At 68.8% G+C, this 17,082-nt stretch carries 11 protein-coding genes and 1 pseudogene; 8 read left to right on the plus strand and 4 right to left on the minus strand.

The window, feature by feature from the left end:
- Nucleotides 1-79 precede the first annotated feature (79 nt).
- On the plus strand, nucleotides 80-982 hold the full coding sequence (locus TF1_RS06320; protein ID WP_011292417.1) for an EamA family transporter: 903 nt from the start codon (nucleotides 80-82) through the stop codon (nucleotides 980-982).
- Nucleotides 983-1,427: 445 nt separating this feature from the next.
- Nucleotides 1,428-2,483, plus strand: a complete 1,056-nt coding sequence (locus TF1_RS06325; protein ID WP_011292418.1) for a COX15/CtaA family protein — start codon at nucleotides 1,428-1,430, stop codon at nucleotides 2,481-2,483.
- On the opposite strand, the gene TF1_RS06330 is transcribed toward TF1_RS06325, so the two are convergent.
- Together TF1_RS06330 and TF1_RS06335 are read right to left on the minus strand one after the other, a co-directional pair.
- Nucleotides 2,440-3,762, minus strand: coding sequence for a PrsW family intramembrane metalloprotease (locus TF1_RS06330; protein ID WP_041428133.1), 1,323 nt, complete (start codon nucleotides 3,760-3,762; stop codon nucleotides 2,440-2,442). The two genes, TF1_RS06325 and TF1_RS06330, sit on opposite strands and share 44 nt — an antisense overlap.
- A 258-nt stretch (nucleotides 3,763-4,020) precedes the next feature.
- Nucleotides 4,021-4,632 (minus strand): annotated as a pseudogene (locus TF1_RS06335) (TetR/AcrR family transcriptional regulator); the annotation flags it as partial.
- 230 nt (nucleotides 4,633-4,862) lie between these two features.
- Here TF1_RS06335 and TF1_RS06340 point away from each other — a divergent pair.
- Together TF1_RS06340 and TF1_RS06345 are read left to right on the plus strand one after the other, a co-directional pair.
- Nucleotides 4,863-6,389, plus strand: coding sequence for a long-chain-fatty-acid--CoA ligase (locus TF1_RS06340; RefSeq protein ID WP_011292421.1), 1,527 nt, complete (start codon nucleotides 4,863-4,865; stop codon nucleotides 6,387-6,389).
- Between the two features lie 6 nt (nucleotides 6,390-6,395).
- Complete coding sequence (locus tag TF1_RS06345) at nucleotides 6,396-7,571, plus strand: acyl-CoA dehydrogenase family protein (protein ID WP_011292422.1); 1,176 nt, start codon at nucleotides 6,396-6,398, stop codon at nucleotides 7,569-7,571.
- A gap of 390 nt (nucleotides 7,572-7,961) precedes the next feature.
- Here TF1_RS06345 and TF1_RS06350 read toward each other — a convergent pair whose 3' ends face one another.
- Together TF1_RS06350 and TF1_RS06355 are read right to left on the minus strand one after the other, a co-directional pair.
- On the minus strand, nucleotides 7,962-8,585 hold the full coding sequence (locus TF1_RS06350) for a class I SAM-dependent methyltransferase (protein ID WP_011292423.1): 624 nt from the start codon (nucleotides 8,583-8,585) through the stop codon (nucleotides 7,962-7,964).
- 114 nt (nucleotides 8,586-8,699) lie between these two features.
- Nucleotides 8,700-9,677, minus strand: a complete 978-nt coding sequence (locus TF1_RS06355; RefSeq protein WP_011292424.1) for a heme o synthase — start codon at nucleotides 9,675-9,677, stop codon at nucleotides 8,700-8,702.
- A 554-nt stretch (nucleotides 9,678-10,231) separates the two neighbouring features.
- On the opposite strand from TF1_RS06355, the gene tkt reads away from it, so the two are divergent.
- From tkt to zwf, 4 genes are all read left to right on the plus strand, one after another.
- The gene (gene tkt / locus TF1_RS06360; RefSeq protein WP_011292425.1) at nucleotides 10,232-12,355 is read left to right on the plus strand and encodes a transketolase; all 2,124 of its coding nucleotides are present in this window, start codon (nucleotides 10,232-10,234) and stop codon (nucleotides 12,353-12,355) included.
- 60 nt (nucleotides 12,356-12,415) lie between these two features.
- On the plus strand, nucleotides 12,416-13,522 hold the full coding sequence (gene tal, locus TF1_RS06365; RefSeq protein WP_011292426.1) for a transaldolase: 1,107 nt from the start codon (nucleotides 12,416-12,418) through the stop codon (nucleotides 13,520-13,522).
- Nucleotides 13,523-13,669: 147 nt separating this feature from the next.
- Complete coding sequence (locus TF1_RS06370) at nucleotides 13,670-15,304, plus strand: glucose-6-phosphate isomerase (protein WP_011292427.1); 1,635 nt, start codon at nucleotides 13,670-13,672, stop codon at nucleotides 15,302-15,304.
- A 116-nt stretch (nucleotides 15,305-15,420) separates the two neighbouring features.
- Nucleotides 15,421-16,950: a glucose-6-phosphate dehydrogenase gene (gene zwf, locus TF1_RS06375; protein ID WP_038043913.1), complete on the plus strand. Its 1,530-nt coding sequence runs from the start codon at nucleotides 15,421-15,423 to the stop codon at nucleotides 16,948-16,950.
- Nucleotides 16,951-17,082: the final 132 nt, after the last annotated feature.

A 17,082-nucleotide genomic window follows, 5' to 3' on the forward strand; every position in this document is an offset into this window, starting at 1 on the left:
AGTCGCCGCCCGGCACCGGCGTTCTCCCCGTTCCTGCCCGCCCCAACCCGCCCGCGATCTCGCTTCATAGGATGATCGGGTGAATAGCGACTCTCCTGGGCAGTCTGCACCGGGTCCGTTCTCCCGGGCTGCGGCGCTCGTCCGCGCCGCGGGCACTGCCATCCCGGCGACCTGGCTGGTCGGGGTGAGCATCCTGTCGGTCCAGTTCGGCGCAGGGGTGGCGAAGAACCTGTTCGCGGTCCTCCCCCCAAGCACCGTGGTGTGGCTGCGCCTGCTGGCTTCGGCCCTGGTGCTGCTGTGCTTCGCCCCTCCCCCACTGCGCGGGCACTCTCGCACGGACTGGCTGGTCGCGGTCGGTTTCGGCACGTCGCTGGCGGTCATGAACTACGCCATCTACGAATCGTTTGCGCGCATCCCGCTGGGCGTGGCCGTGACCATCGAATTCCTGGGCCCGCTGGCCGTGGCCGTGGCGGGATCGCGCCGCTGGCGGGACCTGGTGTGGGTGGTGCTCGCCGGCACGGGGGTTGCGCTGCTGGGATGGGACGACGGCGGGGTCACCCTGGCAGGGGTGGCGTTCGCCGCCCTCGCGGGCGCTGCGTGGGCGTGCTACATCCTGCTCAGCGCAGCCACCGGCCGACGCTTCCCCGGGACTTCCGGACTGACGGTGGCCAGTGTGATCGGCGCAGTGCTCGTCGCGCCGATGGGCCTCGCCCACAGCAGCCCGGCCCTGCTCGACCCGAGCGTGCTGCTGACCGGTCTTGCCGTGGGGCTGCTCTCCTCGGTCATCCCCTACTCCCTGGAAATGCAGGCGTTGCGCCGCATTCCGCCCGGGGTGTTCGGCATCCTGATGAGCCTAGAACCGGCGGCGGCCGCACTCGTGGGCCTGGTCCTGCTCGGGGAATTCCTCACCGTCGCCCAGTGGGCCGCGGTGGCCTGCGTGGTGGTCGCCAGTGTGGGTGCGACCCGCTCCGCCCGGCTGTGAGCCTGCCGCGGTGCCCCCGCTGCGCTGGGAGGCCAACCCCCATAGACCGCTCCGCTGCTGGCGGAAGACAGAGCTTTGACAGGGGCCGCCCTGCCCTCGCCGCGACTCTCCGTCGGCCCCGGTTCTTGGGCGGGGCCGGGTATGCGCCTTCTCCGGTTGTGCCGGACACCCGCAGCGGCCGCTGTTGCGGTCGAGGAGAGCCGAACAGCTCCGGGGACTGCCGCCCCACTGCCGTGCAGCCGACCGCACGGGCCGGAAAGGAGCCGGTCCGGCCCTGGACTTCACCTCGGCTCCCCCGCGATCCGGTCTGGGTGATTCGGGAAAACGGCCCCCGCCAGGCTCTTCACGCTGGTGCGGACCTGCGCGAACGTCCGGCATCGTTGCAGCTCACCGCTGGTGGGGACCCCAGCGGAAGCCTCGTCACCCTTCTACTACGATCTGTCGTATGACAGCCTCTCCCTGGTCTGTCGCGCTCGCGGCGGACGACTTCACGATCCTCAACCTGCCGCTGTGGGCCTGGCAGGTGGCGTTCTGCGCCGTCGGCATAGTGGTACTGGCGCTGTTGGCTCGCACGATCTGGCATCCCACGACCGCTTCCCTGCGCTGGTGGGCGTTGGGCAACGTCATCGTCAATTCCGGAATCGCGGTCACTGGAGCGACTGTGCGGGTCACCGAGTCGGGGCTGGGCTGCTCGGAATGGCCCAAGTGCACCCCGGAGAGCTTCGTCCCCGTCGGCACCCACCACTCCGCATTCCACGCGGCTATCGAGTTCGGCAACCGGACTCTCACCTTCCTGCTGCTCGCTGTCGGGGTGATCGTCCTCCTGGCGACACTGCGTATGCGTCCCCGCAGACGCGACCTGCTGGTCCTGGCCGCCCTGGTGCCGGCGGGCGTGCTCGGCCAGGCGGTCGTCGGCGGGATCACCGTCTGGAGTGACCTGCACCCTGCGTCGGTGGGCGCGCACTTCGTCCTCTCGGTCCTCGTGGTGATCCTCACCATGGCCTACTACGTGCGCTGCCGGGAGCCCGAAGGAGAACTGCGGCTCACCGTCACCCCGCGGCTCCGCCTCGCCGCCACTGTGCTCGTCCCGGTCGGGCTGGTCCTCATCGTCGCCGGAGTCGTCGTCACCGGGACCGGTCCGCACGGCGGTGACGCTACCGCGCCGCGCTGGGACTTCCCGCTCGACGCGGTCACCCGCATCCACTCCCTCCTGGCGTGGCTCACCACCGCGCTGACCGTCGCCGTCCTCGTCATGGCGGCGCGGAGCCGCGCACCGCGCCTCGTGCAGGTCCAGGCGTGGCTGCTGCTCGCCGCACTACTCGCCCAGGGAGCGCTCGGCTACGCGCAGTACCTGCTGGGACTGCCTTCCTGGATGGTCGTGCTGCACGTCTTGGGCTCCCTGCTGGTGTGGACCGCGATCCTGCGGCTGTACTTCGCCACCGCGGAACGCGTGGCTGTCACCAGCCCGACGGTTGCGACGGAGCTTGCTGCCCACCGGTAGCGGGCGGCTGCGGCGGTAGGCTGCCGCGCTGGGCGTGCGCCTGCGCGATGACGTGCTGGAAGTCTGCGCGCCGCAGGAATCCGGAATCGGTGGGCTGCTGCACCCAGGCGGGGGCGACCGGGCGGGCGGCGCGGCCCAGAAACGCCTCGCGGGCCATGTGCATGAGGGCCAGGATGGCGTCGCGCCGCTCCCACCAGGCGGGCATGGCCACACCGCGGTCCAACCTCCGGTGGAGGAGGGCGAGTTCTGTGGCGGCCAACTGGTAGTCCTCCATGGCCCGGCGGCCCCGCACCCCTGCGGTACGCCGTGCCCAGGCCCGCGCCTGTTTGCGTCCGCTCATCGTGCTGAGCATCCGGATATCGGCGGGCGTCACCAGACCTGTGGAGATGTAGGGCGGCAGGTAGGTAGCGATCGCCGCGACCTGGCGGCGGCGGTCATGCACGGTCACCCCGATGAGCGCGACGAGGACGCAGAACAGCAGCGCGTACACCACTCCCAGCCCGGTCCAGCCGAACGCGGTCGAGCCGTTCCACAGCGCGTGCAGCACGACCGCGCCCAGCCAGCCGAGGACCGGCATGGCGATCCGCGCCACCAGGCCCGGGTGGGTCGCAGCGTAGGCGACGCCCAAGCCGATCATCGCGGTGTAGATCGGGTGCCCGAGCGGGGCGATGATGCCGCGCAGCACGAAGGTCACCGCGAACCCGGAAGCGCCTTCGGAGAACAGGGCGCTGAGGAAGTAGGAGACGTTCTCCACAAACGCGAACCCGGTAGCGACCATCGCCGCGTAGATGATGCCGTCGGTGGCGGTGTCGATCTCGTGGCGGCGCCGCCACAGCAGCAGGAGCAGGGCGATCCCCTTGGCGCTCTCCTCAACCAGGGGTGCTCCCACCGTGGCACTCACGTAGGCGCCGAAGTCTTCCCCGAACCTCGGGACGGTGTACAGCTCCATGCCGAGGGTGTTGAGAATGAACGAGGCCAGCACCGCTACGCCGGCACCCCAGAGGAATGCGAACAGCAGGACCGAGTTCGGCTCCGGTTCGAGGCGGTCCAGCAGCAGGACGAGGGGGATGATGATGCTGACCGGGATGACGGCTGCTACCAGGCTGATGAAGAAGGCGACGACTCCCTCGCTCCCAGCACCGGAGAAACCGCTGAACAGGAGGTAGCCGAGCATCACCAGCATGCACAGGACGCTCACCGCGATGCCGCTGACCAAGCCGAGAGAGTGGCGGCCCGGGGTGCGTCCTTCCAGGATCGCTTTGGTGTCCAGGGGGCGCATAAGCACTGAGCGTAGCTGCCCCGGTGGTGGGGCAGCGACCGCGCCCTGCGGGTGCGGCCCCGTGCGGCGGGCACGGGACTGGCAGAAGCCGCAGCGTACCGGTCCCGTGCCCACCGGTCAGCGTTCCGGAGTGTGGTCCTCCAGCGGTGCTCTGGAAGGGTCGGCGGCTCCCGCGGAGGCGCGGGACCCCGCCTTGGCGTGCTGCCCCGCGGATGCTGCGGCGGCCTCCGGGCGGCGCGCGGCGCCGGCCTTGTCGGGGTAGAGCACTTCCAGGCCCGCGATGAAGGCGCGCAGGGCGAGTTCGAAACTGTCGTTGTCGATCTCAGCGGCGAGTTCCGGCAGACGGTGCGCCTGGGACAGGTTGGGGTAGCGGTCCTGGTAGACGCGGGCGTCTGCATCGAAGCCGCGGGCAAAGGAGTTGATCGCGGCGCCCACCACGAGGTAGCGGGTGGAGGCGCCGATCATCGTGGCGAGCCGGGCCGGCCAGCCCGCGGAGACGAGGCCGCCGTGGATCGCGTCGGCCCGCCGCAGGGCCTCTTCGCGGCGTCCCGGCCCGGACGCTATGAAGGCGACCATGTTGGGATGGGCCGCGAGAGCGTCGCGGTAGGAGCGCGCCCATACGATGAGTCCGCGTTTCCAGTCCCCGTCTTTGAAGCCAGAAACGTCGATGTTGGCGGTAATGCGGTCGACGACGTCGTTCAGCAGCTCTTCTTTGGTGCGGTAGTAGCTGTACAGAGACGGGGCCTGGACGTTGAGCTCCTGGGCGAGCTTGCGCATGGACAGTCCTTGCAGCCCGTCGCGGTCGACCAGGGCTAGGGCGGCTTCCTGGATACGCGTTCGGCTGAGCAGCGGTGTCCTAGGGCGTGCCACTGTGATCCCCGTCCTTCCCCTTCTCCCCGGCCTCCCCAGCGCGTTCTCTGTGGTGAACGCGCTTGGCGTGGATCGCCTCAAGTATGGGTCAGGCGCAGAACCAAGGTGGCATACCGGTCGGTCTTCCCAAACCGAACACTGTTAGATTAAATGTGACGCGCGACTCCCTCACGCATGGGACAGCGGCTTTTCTGCTGTGCCCAAGGACCAGCCGCACCGAAGGAGCCACCATGCAACTGTCACTCGCCACGATCCTGGCCGAGGCTGCGCGTCGCCACCCGGAACGCACCGCACTCATCGCTGACGGTGAGCGGATCTCCTACGCCACCCTGTGGCACGAGTCCCTGCGCCACGCGGCCGCCCTCCGCTCTCTCGGCGTCTCCCCCGGGGACCGGGTCGCCCTGCTCGCAGGCAACGTCGCCGACTTCGTCCGCTGCTACTACGGCATCCTCGCCGTGGGCGGGACCGTCGTCACCATCCCCCCGATGCTCCGCCCCCAAGAGGTCGCCTTCCTCCTCTCCGACACCGGGGCGCGCCTCGTCCTCGCCCAAAGCCTGTTCGCTGACCTCGCCCACGCCGCGGTCGACGGCAACGACGTCACCGTGCGCACTGTCGGGGACCCGCAGCGGCCCGACGCGCTGGCCCCGCTCGTGGCGGACAGCGAACCGCTGCCCTCCTACGTGTCCCGCGCCCCCGACGACATTGCGGTGATCTTCTACACCAGCGGCACCACGGGCGTCCCCAAAGGCGCCATGCTCACCCACCTCAACCTGGTGATGAACGCCACCGTCAACGCGTTCGACGTCCACCCCATGAGCGGCGAAGACGTCGTCATGGGCTCCCTGCCCCTGTTCCACACCTTCGGCCAGTCAGTGGCGCTCAACACCACCTTCCGGGTGGGCGCCACCCTCATCCTGCAGGAGCGGTTCGACCCCGACGAAGCCATCCGGATGATGTGCGAGTACGGCGCCACCATCTTCGACGGCGTCCCCACCATGTTCGTCCGGCTGGCAGAAGCCGCAGCCCACCACACCAAACTTCCCTCCCTGCGCTTCTGTGTCTCCGGTGGCGCTTCCCTCCCCGAAGTGGTACTCCGCCGGTTCGAAGAAGCGTTCTCCACCACCATCTACGAGGGCTACGGCCTGTCGGAGACCTCGCCCACGGCCAGCACCAACCAGACGCTCTACGGCGCCCGCGTCGGCTCGGTCGGCCACCCCATCTGGGGTGTGGAAGTGGAGATCGCCCGCGCCGACATCGACGACCGGATCGAACTCCTGCCGCGCGGCGAGCACGGCGAAATCGTCATCCGCGGCCACAACGTCTTCGTCGGATACCTCAACCGCCCGGAGGCCACCGCCGAGGCGATCGTTGACGGCTGGTTCCGCACCGGAGACATCGGCTTCATCGACGACGACGGCTTCATCCACATCGTGGACCGCAAGAAGGACCTGATCATCCGCGGCGGCTTCAACGTCTACCCGCGCGAAGTGGAAGAGGTCCTGCTGAAATTCCCCGGGATTTCCCAGGTAGCGGTGATCGGCGTGCCCGACGCCGAACTGGGTGAGGAGGTCTGCGCGGTGGTGGTGCCCGACAAGGAGGGCGCCGTCGACCCCGCTGAACTCCAGGCCTGGGCGCAGGAGCGCCTGGGCAAACACAAGTACCCGCGCAGAGTGGAGATCGTGACCGAGCTTCCACTGGGTCCGAGCCTCAAAGTACTCAAGCGCGAACTGCGTGCGCGCTTCGGGGGAAAGAGCTAAGGAAACATGGTCGATTTCTCACTGACCGAAGAACAGCGGGAAATCCGCAACTGGGTGCGCACCTTCGTCGAGCGCGAACTTATGCCGCTCGAACCGGAGGTGCTGCGCCGGGAACGGAACGGCGAGGGGCACGGTCTGACCCCCCAGGAGTTGCACGACCTGAGACAGCTCGCCAAGAAGTCCGACTTCTGGGGGATCCAGACCCCCGTCGAGTACGGCGGCATGGGACTGGATGCGGTCACCACCGCACTGGTGGAGATCGAACTGGGCCGTACCTTCATCCCGTTCAGCTTCGGCGGCGGCGCCGACAACATCCTCTTCTACGCCAACGAAGAGCAGAAGAAGCGCTACCTGCTGCCCACCATCGCGGGCGAACGCAAGTCCTGCTTCGCCATCACCGAGCCCGGCGCCGGCTCCGACGCCAAAGCGATCCGCACCCGGGCCTACAAGGACGGCGACCACTGGGTGATCAACGGGGAGAAGACGTTCATCACCGGTGGGAACGAAGCCGACTTCGCCATGGTGTTCGCGGTCACCGACCCGGAGAAGGGCGCCAACGGCGGAGTGACCTGCTTCCTGGTGGACCGGGAGGCGGGATGGCGCTCCGAGCCCATCCCCACCATGGGCGAGTGGGGTCCGGCCTCCCTGGTCTTCGACAACGTCCGGGTGCCGGAATCCAACGTGCTCGGTGAGGTCGGCAAGGGCTTCGAGCTGGCGATGAAGTGGATCGGCCGGGGCCGCTACCTGCTCCCCGCGCGTGCGCTCGGCGCCTGCGAACGGCTGCTGAGCATGGCCATCGACTACGCCAACACGCGTGAGACCTTCGGTAAGCCGCTTGCGGAACGGCAGGCCATCCAGTGGATGATCGCCGACTCCCAGGTGGAGATCGAAGCGCTGCGGCTGCTCGTGCTCCACGCCGCCTGGCAGGTGGACAACGGCCGGGACTCCCGGCACGCCCAGTCCATCGCCAAACTGTACGGCGGTGTGAAAGCCAACGAGATCGTCGACCGGGTGCTGCAGATCCACGGCGGTATGGGCTACACCCGGGAGCTCCCCATCGAGCGCTGGTACCGCGAGCTGCGGCTGCTGCGCATCTATGAGGGAACCGACGAGATCCAGCGCCGCACCATCGCCCGCGACCTGCTCAAAGGGTACGTCAAAGTCGGCGCCTCCCTGGGGTGAGCGGCCGTGGGGCCACCATCCGCAGCCTCGGCCCCACGGCCTCCAAAGAGACGTATCCCGAAAAGATAGGCGATCCGCCTGGAGTGCGCCAGCGGCACGCCCCTGGCGCACTCCGCAGCAGGCCGGAACACGTCCGCCCTCCCGCCGGCACGTCGCCTGCGACGGAGGGCACCCCGCGGGGGTCGTCAGCGGCGGCCCGCTTGCCACCGCAGGGCACCCATCCGCAGCCGGGTCCCACGGTGCGAGCGGGCCGACCCCCGTCCATGTGCGGGACGGGTCCTCCCGCAGACGGCGCGGCGCTGCCCGTGCTTCCCCGCTCGTGGGGGCACGACCAGGCACGTATCCGCGGTCCTGGCGGTCAAGGAGGCACAGGGCAGCGCCTAGCGTCGTTCACCCGGTGGGCGGCGTCTCGGCTGCGCGTCCCAGCACCGCCACCAGAAAGTCGGACTCCGGGGTGAACGGGCGCAGATCCCAGGTGGCTAAGCACAGCTCGGTGACGAGACCGGCTTCGGCCACGTCGGCGAAGAACCGCTCAAACGGATAGCCGCGGCCCGCGCCGAAGCCCACGACGATCCGGCCTCCGTCCCGGATGTGGGCGCCCATCCTGCGCAGCACTTCCACTTCGGTGCCGGGGGCGAGGAACGTCATCACGTTTCCCGCGCAGACCACGAGGTCGAAAGGCTCTTCCCCGCGCTCCACAAGGTCAAGCTCGGCCAGGTCGCCCACCCGCCAGTCGCCCTGCGGATAGTCTTCGCGGGCCGCGTTGACCAGATAGGGGTCGATGTCCACCCCCACCACGTGGTGGCCGCGTGCAGCGAGTTCCCCGCCGACCCGTCCCGGCCCGCAGCCCGCGTCCAGAATCCGGGAACCGCGCCCCACCATCGCGTCGATCATGCGAGCCTCGCCCGCAAGGTCGTTCCCCTGCGCGGCCATGGTGCGGAAACGCTCCACATACCACCGGGAATGGCCGGGATTCTGCTGCACCATGGCTTCCCAGCGGGTGATCTTCCTCATGGCTCCACTCTCCCACCCGTGTCGTGCCGCAGGTCGCCTCGGCCGCCTCCCGAAGCGGCAACGATAACGGGAGGCTGCGCGCAGCCTCCCGTTATCGTCGTCACCTCTCGTCGATCAGCGCAGTGCGTTAGCCAGGAGCGGGTCGATCGTCACCGCCACGAACAGCAGGGCCAGGTAGGCGTTCGACAGGTGGAAGAAGCCCATGGTCTTGAGCTTGCTGCCGCTCACTCCGGCACGGACCTGGTTGTAGAGGCGGTGCGCCTGGGCGAGCAGGATCACCCCCAGCACGGCGGCCGCCACCGGGTACAGCAGCGTGGTATCGGCGATAGGCCACAGCAGCAGCGACACCACCACGGTGGCCCACGAGTACAGCACGCACTCCAGCATCACCCGGCGGTCGCTAGCCACCACCGGGAGCATGGGGACGTTCGCGGCGGCGTAGTCCTCGCGGTACCGCATGGCCAATGCCCACGTGTGCGGCGGTGTCCAGAAGAACACCACCAGGAACAGGATGAACGGGGCCCAGTCGAGGCGCTCGGTGATCGCCGCCCAGCCGATGAGCACGGGCATGCAGCCGGCGATCCCGCCCCACACCACGTTCTGCGCGGTGCGCCGCTTGAGCAGCAGTGTGTAGACGAAGATGTAGAACGCGATCGCGAACACCGACAACGCCGCGGCCAGCCAGTTCACGAACACCACGAAGCCGACCGTGGACAGGACCGCCAGCGTAATCCCGTAGATCATCGTGCCGCGCGGCGTCACCTGCTCCATGGCGGTGGGTCTGCGGCGGGTACGCCGCATAGCACGGTCGATGTCCCGGTCGATGTAGCAGTTGATGGCGTTGGCACTGGCCGCGGACATGGTGCCGAACACCAGGGTGGCCACGGCGATCCCCAGCGGCGGCACGCCCTGGGCTGCCACGAACATCACCGGGATAGTGGTGATCAGCAGCAGTTCAATGACCCGCGGCTTCGACAGGGCGATATAGGCGCGGATGTAGGTCCCCAGCGAAGCGGAGCGCGACACACCCCCAGTGGGAGAATCAGCGGCCGCGCAGGTATCGGTGGCAGCGGGACGACCGAGGAGTGTCATGGCCGCCGCCGTACCTGGGTCACGCGCCGGGCCGTTGTTCTCGGCTGCTGGGGTTGCTGGCCGTGCGGCGCGGAACGCACGGCCGTCACCCGTTCTACGGACACAGACACGCTCAAACCTCAAAGAAACTGGGCGTCAGGGCATCAAATGGGCATCAATTGTTCCTGGCTGCTCACCACGAATGCGCGGCGCGGTGCGGCACCTGTGACCCCTCGCGCGCCTGGCACGACGCACGACACCGTCAACGACAGAGTGTAGTGCTAGGTTCGGGCGCGTTCTCATCGGGGCCGTCCGTCGGTGCGGCGTCAACCATGCCAGTCCGGTGATTAGATGTCGGGGTTTCGGCGATAGGGTCAGGGATAGTCACCAGCCCTCAGGGGTTCCGTCACCGCGACACGCACGGCGCCACATTACGACGCCCCGCATCTCCTCACGCTGCGCGGCTGTCACTACGGTTGGTTAGCTGCGGGTCACGGTGGACCCACCCCAATCCTTCTTTTCCGGCCACCACGCCTACACACTGGCCTGGATTCGCGAAAGGAGCTTTAGCCCGCGTGAACACCGGCACCCCAAAGACCCTGGACTGGTCTGATCTCGATAGACGTACCGTAGACGTGGTTCGTGCCCTGGCGATGGACGCGGTCGAAGAAGCGGGATCCGGGCACCCTGGAACCGCGATGAGTCTGGCGCCTGTGGCCTACCTGCTCTTCCAGAAGGTGATGCGGCACGATCCGACAGATCCGAAGTGGATCGGCCGCGACCGCTTCGTCCTGTCCTGCGGGCACTCCAGCCTCACGCTCTACATCCAGCTCTACCTGGCTGGCTACGGGCTGAGCCTGAACGACATCAAGCGGCTGCGCCAGTGGGGCAGCCTCACCCCGGGCCACCCCGAATACGGGCACACCGCCGGGGTGGAAACCACCACCGGCCCCTTGGGGCAGGGCATCGGCAACGCGGTCGGCATGGCCATGGCCGCCCGCCGGGAGCGGGGCCTGTTCGACCCGGACACCCCGATCGGGGAAAGCCCGTTCGACCACTACATCTACGTCCTGTGCTCTGACGGCGACGTCCAGGAGGGCATCAGCCACGAAGTAAGTGCCCTCGCCGGCACGCAGAAGCTCGGCAACCTCATCGTCATCTGGGACGACAACCGCATCTCCATCGAAGACGACACCCAGATCGCATTCACCGAAGACGTCGTCGCCCGCTACGCCGCCTACGGCTGGCACGTCCAAGAGGTCGAGTGGGTCGGCGAGGACGGCTCCTACCACGAAGACGTGGCGGCGCTGTACGACGCGATCCGGGCCGCCCAGGCGGAGACGGAACGTCCCTCTTTCATCCGGCTGCGCACCATCATCGGCTGGCCGTCCCCGAACAAGCAGAACACGGGGGCGATCCACGGCGCCGCGCTGGGGGCTGAAGAGGTCGCCGCCACCAAGCGGGTGCTGGGCCTCAACCCTGAGGCGCAGTTCGACGTGCCCAACGAGCTGCTGGAGCACGCCCGGGGCGTGGTGGCGCGGGGCCGCGCCGCCCGCCAGGAATGGGAGGCCTTGTTCGCCAAGTGGCGGGCCAACGCGGGCGAGCGTGCCGAACTGTTCGACCGGCTGATGGCAGGCTCGCTCCCGGACGGTTGGGAGAAGGCGATCCCGACCTTCGAGCCCAGCGCTAAGGGCATGGCCACCCGGAAAGCGTCCGGTGAGGTGCTGAGCGCGATCGCCCCGGTGCTGCCGGAGCTGTGGGGCGGCTCGGCGGACTTGGCCGGATCCAACAACACCACGCCTAAGGGCGAGCCGTCGTTCATCCCCGAGGAGCGGTCCACGAAGGCGTTCTCCGGCCACCGCTACGGCCGGGTGCTGCACTTCGGGATCCGTGAACACGGCATGGGGGCGATCCTCAACGGGATCGCGCTGCACGGCCCCACCCGCCCCTACGGTGGCACCTTCCTCGTGTTCAGCGACTACATGCGGCCGTCGGTGCGGCTGGCTGCCCTGATGAAGCTGCCGGTCACGTACGTGTGGACCCACGACTCGATCGGTCTGGGCGAAGACGGACCCACCCACCAGCCGGTGGAGCACCTGTGGTCGCTGCGCGCCATCCCCGGCCTGGCGGTGGTGCGTCCCGCCGACGCCAACGAGACGGCAGTGGCCTGGCGCACCATCCTGGAACGCAATGACGGCCCGGTGGCGCTCGCGCTGACCCGGCAGTCGGTTCCGGTTCTGGACCGCTCCGAGCTCGCCTCTGCGGAGCTGGTCTCCCGCGGCGGGTACATCCTGGCCGAAGCCAGCAACGGCCGTCCGGAGGCGATCATCATCGCCACCGGAAGTGAGGTGCAGATCGCGTTGGAGGCGCGTTCCCGCCTGGAGGAGTCGGGTACTCCTACCCGTGTGGTGTCGATGCCGTGCCTGGAGTGGTTCAACGAGCAGGACGACGCCTACCGCCAGCAGGTGCTTCCACCGTCGGTCCGGGTCCGGGTCTCCGTGGAAGCCGGGGTCGCCTTGGGCTGGCGCGAGCTGGTGGGCGAGTATGGCGAGTCGGTGAGTCTGGAACACTTCGGCGCTTCGGCTCCGTACGCGACTCTCTACGAGCAGTTCGGGCTCACCGCCGACCGGGTAGTGGCAGCCGTACACTCCAGCGCTGCCAAGCTCGGCGGTGACCGTGGATCAACGACCGGCAACTGACCGTTGTGGGGAGGGTCGCCGTCGGCGGCCCTCCTCCTTCTCCAAGGAGTGGATCACACCATGGGCAGCCCACTTCAGCAGCTCTCTGACGCGGGCGTAGCCGTCTGGCTGGACGACATCAGCAGGCAGCGGCTGCGCAGCGGCAACCTGGCCGAGTTGATCGCCCAACGCAACGTCGTGGGAGTCACCTCCAATCCCACGATCTTCGCCAAGGCGCTGGCGGAGGGCGACGCCTACGACGGCCAGTTGCGCGACCTGGCCGTGCGCGGCGTGTCAGTGGAAGAAGCGGTACGCCTCATCACCGCGTACGACATCCGTTGGGCTGCGGATGTGCTGCGCCCGGTCTACGAGGCCACCGACGGCGTGGACGGGCGGGTGTCGCTGGAGGTCGACCCGCGGCTGGCCCGCGACACGGAGCGGACTGTCGCCGAAGCCCGCGCCTTGTGGTGGCTGGTGGACCGGCCCAACCTGATGATCAAGATCCCCGCGACCGTCGAGGGACTGCCGGCGATCACCGCGGCGCTCGCCGAAGGCATCAGCGTCAACGTGACCCTGATCTTCTCGCTGGAGCGCTACCGGGCGGTCATGGACGCGTTCCTCGCCGGTCTGGAGCAGGCCCAGCAGGCCGGCCGTGACCTGTCGACGATCCACTCGGTGGCGTCGTTCTTCGTCAGCCGGGTGGACACCGAGGTGGACAAACGGCTGTCGAAGATCGCCACGGAGGAGGCGGTGGCGCTCCGCGGCAAGACCGCGCTGGCCAACGCCCGCCTGGCCTACGCCGCCTACGAAGAGGTGTTCTCGTCTGCCCGGTGGACCGCCCTCGCCCAGGCCGGGGCGCGCCCGCAGCGTCCGCTGTGGGCGTCGACCGGGGTGAAGGACCCGGAGCTGCCGGACACGCTGTATGTGACCGAACTGGTCGCCCCGGGCACGGTGAACACGATGCCGCAGGCCACGCTGGACGCGGTCGCCGACCACGGCACGATCACCGGGGACACGGTGCGCGGACACTACGACGCGGCTCGGGCCCACCTGGATGCGGTGGAGTCGGTCGGCGTGTCCATGTCCGACGTGGTGGAGACCTTGGAGGACGAGGGCGTCGACAAGTTCGTGAAGTCCTGGGAAGAACTGCTGGACCGCGTCGCCCAGCAGCTTGCCGCCCACACGTGAGCACTCTCTCTTCCCACCCGTAGCAAGCTCTCCACCTGGCAGAACGGTGCAGGGCCCGCCCGGCCCCGCCTTGTCGAATCCGATTCGGTACTGCGGGACGCGACAATTGCAGTGACCGTGTGTGAAGACAAGGAAGGACCAATCGCCTTGAGTAGCGATCAGGTACAGGCCGGGGGCCTCACCGTCACCCTGCGCGGCCCGGTCCGGGACGCAGCGGAGAACGCGTTGCAGCAGCTACGGGCCAGCAGGGTGGCGTCCCGCCTCGCCGCTAAGGACGCCACCCTGTGGGGGCCTGCGGCCGAGCCCGAGGCGTCGATCCGGCTGGGCTGGGTGGACCTGCCGCAGGAGTCGCGGGCCCTGCTGCCGCAGATCAGCGAAATCGCGCAGGCCAAGCGGGAAGCCGGCCTCGACCGCGTGGTGCTGGCCGGGATGGGCGGCTCCTCCCTGGCCCCCGAAGTGATCGCCGCGAGCCGCGACGCCCGCCTGATCACCTTGGACACCACCGACCCGCACCAGGTGCGCCGTGTCGTCACCACCGACCTCGACCGCACGGTCGTCGTGGTCGCTTCCAAGAGCGGGAGCACGGTGGAGACCGACAGCCACCGCCGTGCCTTCGAGCAGGCGTTCGCGGACGCGGGCATTGACCCGGCGGAGCGGATCGTCGTCGTCACCGACCCGGGCTCTCCCCTGGCCGAACTGGCCGGGGAACGCGGCTATCCGACCGTGCTGGCCAACCCGCACGTCGGCGGCCGCTACAGCGCGCTCAGCGCGTTCGGCCTGGTGCCGAGCGCACTCGTCGGCGTGGACATCGAAGCGCTGCTGGATGAGGCAGCGGCCCTTGCCGCCACGCTGGCGGACGACACCAACCCGGCGCTGCTGCTCGGTGCGGCCCTCGGCGGGTTCTCCGGCCGCGACAAAGTGGTGCTGGCCGGAGCCACCCCGGTGGGCTTGGGCGACTGGATCGAACAGCTCGTGGCCGAATCCACCGGCAAGGACGGCACCGGGCTGCTGCCGGTGGTGGTGGAGAGCGCTTCCGCCCCCGGTTTCACCCCCGGGCCCGACACTCATCTCGTGGTCTACGGCGAAACCGAGCCGGAGGTCCCCGAGACCGCCGACACCGTGGTGACCGGCCCGCTCGGCGCCCAGTTCCTCGCCTGGGAGTACGCCACCGCGGTGGCCGGCCACCTGCTCGGTATCAACCCGTTCGACCAGCCGAACGTGCAAGAGTCCAAGGACAACACCAAGGCGCTGCTGGAGCTGTCGAACAACGGCACCTTGCCCACCGGCACCCCGCTTCTCACGGACGGCGCGGTCGAGGTGTACGCCTCCGACGGCACCGGGGTGGGGGACGCCAAGAACCTCGCTTCGGTGCTTCGGGCCCTCATCGAGCAGATCCCGGACGACGGCTACCTCGCGGTGATGGCCTACCTTGACCGGGACGCGGAAGGCGACGGACAGGCTGCCGCTCTCCGTTCGGAGCTGGCCGCGCTCACCGCGCGCCCGGTCACCTTCGGCTGGGGGCCGCGCTTCCTGCACTCCACGGGGCAGTACCACAAGGGCGGCCCGGCCAACGGAGTATTCCTGCAGATCACCGGGGACATTACCGAGGACCTCCCCATCGCCGGGAAGCCGTACACCTTCTCCCGGCTGCAGCTCGCCCAGGCGCTGGGCGACTTCAACGCCCTGGCGGAGCGGTCCCGGCCCACGGTGCGGCTGCACTGGCGGGACCGGTCCGCGGGTCTGGCAGAACTGATCCGGGCCTTGGGTGAGATTCGTCCCTAATTCTGGGAAGAAGGTCGGTGGTGCCGGGTCCGGGTTCTCCCGTGCCCGGCACGCTCAGCCGGACCAGCCACGACCGCGATTCACCCAGGGAGGACGCCGACGTGAAAGAACCGGTGATGCCGGGAGCGGTCCCCAACCCGCTGCGCAGTGTGCTGGACCGGCGGTTACCGCGGATTGCCGGCCCGTGTGTGCTCGTCCTCTTCGGGGTCACGGGCGACCTGTCCCGCAAGAAGCTGCTTCCCGCTATTTACGACCTGGCGAACCGAGGGCTGCTACCGCCCGGTTTCGGACTCGTGGGATTCGCCCGCCGGGACTGGGCCGACCAGGACTTCACCCAGGTCGCCTATGACGCGGTCCGTACGCATGCGCGCACCCCGTTCCGGGAAGACGTGTGGCGCCAGTTGAGCGAGGGGGTGCGGTTCGTCCCCGGCGAGGCGCATGACGACGCCGCGTTTGATGCGCTGGTGCGCACCGTGCGGGAACTGGACGAGAGCCGGGGCACCGGCGGCAATTACGCGTTCTACCTTTCGCTTCCCCCGAAACTGTTCCCCACGGTGCTCACCCAGTTGAAGCGGAGCGGCCTGGCGGAGAGCTCGGGGGACTCGTGGCGGCGGGTGGTGATCGAGAAGCCGTTCGGCCACGACCTGGCCAGCGCCCAGGAGCTCAACGCCCTCGTCGACGACGTGTTCCCACCGCACTCCGTGTTCCGTATCGACCACTACTTGGGGAAGGAAACCGTCCAGAACCTGCTGGCGCTGCGTTTCTCCAACACCCTGTTCGAGCCGATCTGGAACCGCTCGTATATCGACCACGTCCAGATCACCATGGCCGAGGACATCGGGGTGGGGGGACGCGCCGGGTACTACGACGGTATCGGGGCGGCGCGCGACGTCATCCAGAACCACCTGCTGCAGCTCCTCGCCCTGGTCGCGATGGAGGAACCGCTGTCCTTCACCGCGGACGCGATCCGCGCGGAGAAGGTCAAAGCGTTGTCCGCGGTCCAACTCCCCGACGATCTTGCGACCGGGACCGCGCGCGGCCAGTACACCGCGGGCTGGCAGGGCGGCGCCTGGGTTCCCGGCTACTTGGAGGAAGAAGGCATCCCCCCGAACTCCACCACGGAGACGTACGCGGCCATGCGGCTGGGGGTGAACACGCGGCGCTGGGCGGGCGTCCCGTTCTACCTGCGCACGGGGAAACGCCTGGGGCGGCGGGTCACCGAGGTCGCACTGGTGTTCCACCGCACCGCCAACCAGGTGTTCGACCATGTTGCCACCGCCAACCAGGGCGCCAACTCCTTGGTGATCCGGATCCAGCCGGATGAGGGGGTGACGTTGCGGTTCGGCTCCAAAGTCCCCGGGACCGCCATGGAGGTGCGCGATGTCAGCATGGACTTCAGCTACGGCGCGTCCTTCACCGAAACCAGTCCGGAAGCCTACGAGCGGCTGATCCTCGACGTGCTCATCGGCGATCCTCCGCTCTTCCCCCACCAGGAAGAAGTAGAGCTGTCGTGGCGGATCCTCGACCCGGTCGAGGAGTTCTGGGCCAAGAACGGCCGCCCCGAACCCTACCCGGCGGGTAGCTGGGGCCCGCCCAGCGGCCACGAGCTGCTGGCCCGCGACAACCGTACGTGGCGCAGACCATGACCGGCTCCGGCCCCCTCTGCCCGCCTCGGCCCGCCGGGAGCCGGAGGCCTGCGCTTTCCCGCACCCGTGCACCAGCCGTTTTCGGGGCCTGCGCTACGGCCCGGCCCCGCGCCTGTGCCGCGCATAGGGCGA

Source organism: Thermobifida fusca NBRC 14071 = JCM 3263 (assembly GCF_001592045.1).
GTDB classification, from domain to species: Bacteria; Actinomycetota; Actinomycetes; order Streptosporangiales; family Streptosporangiaceae; genus Thermobifida; species Thermobifida fusca.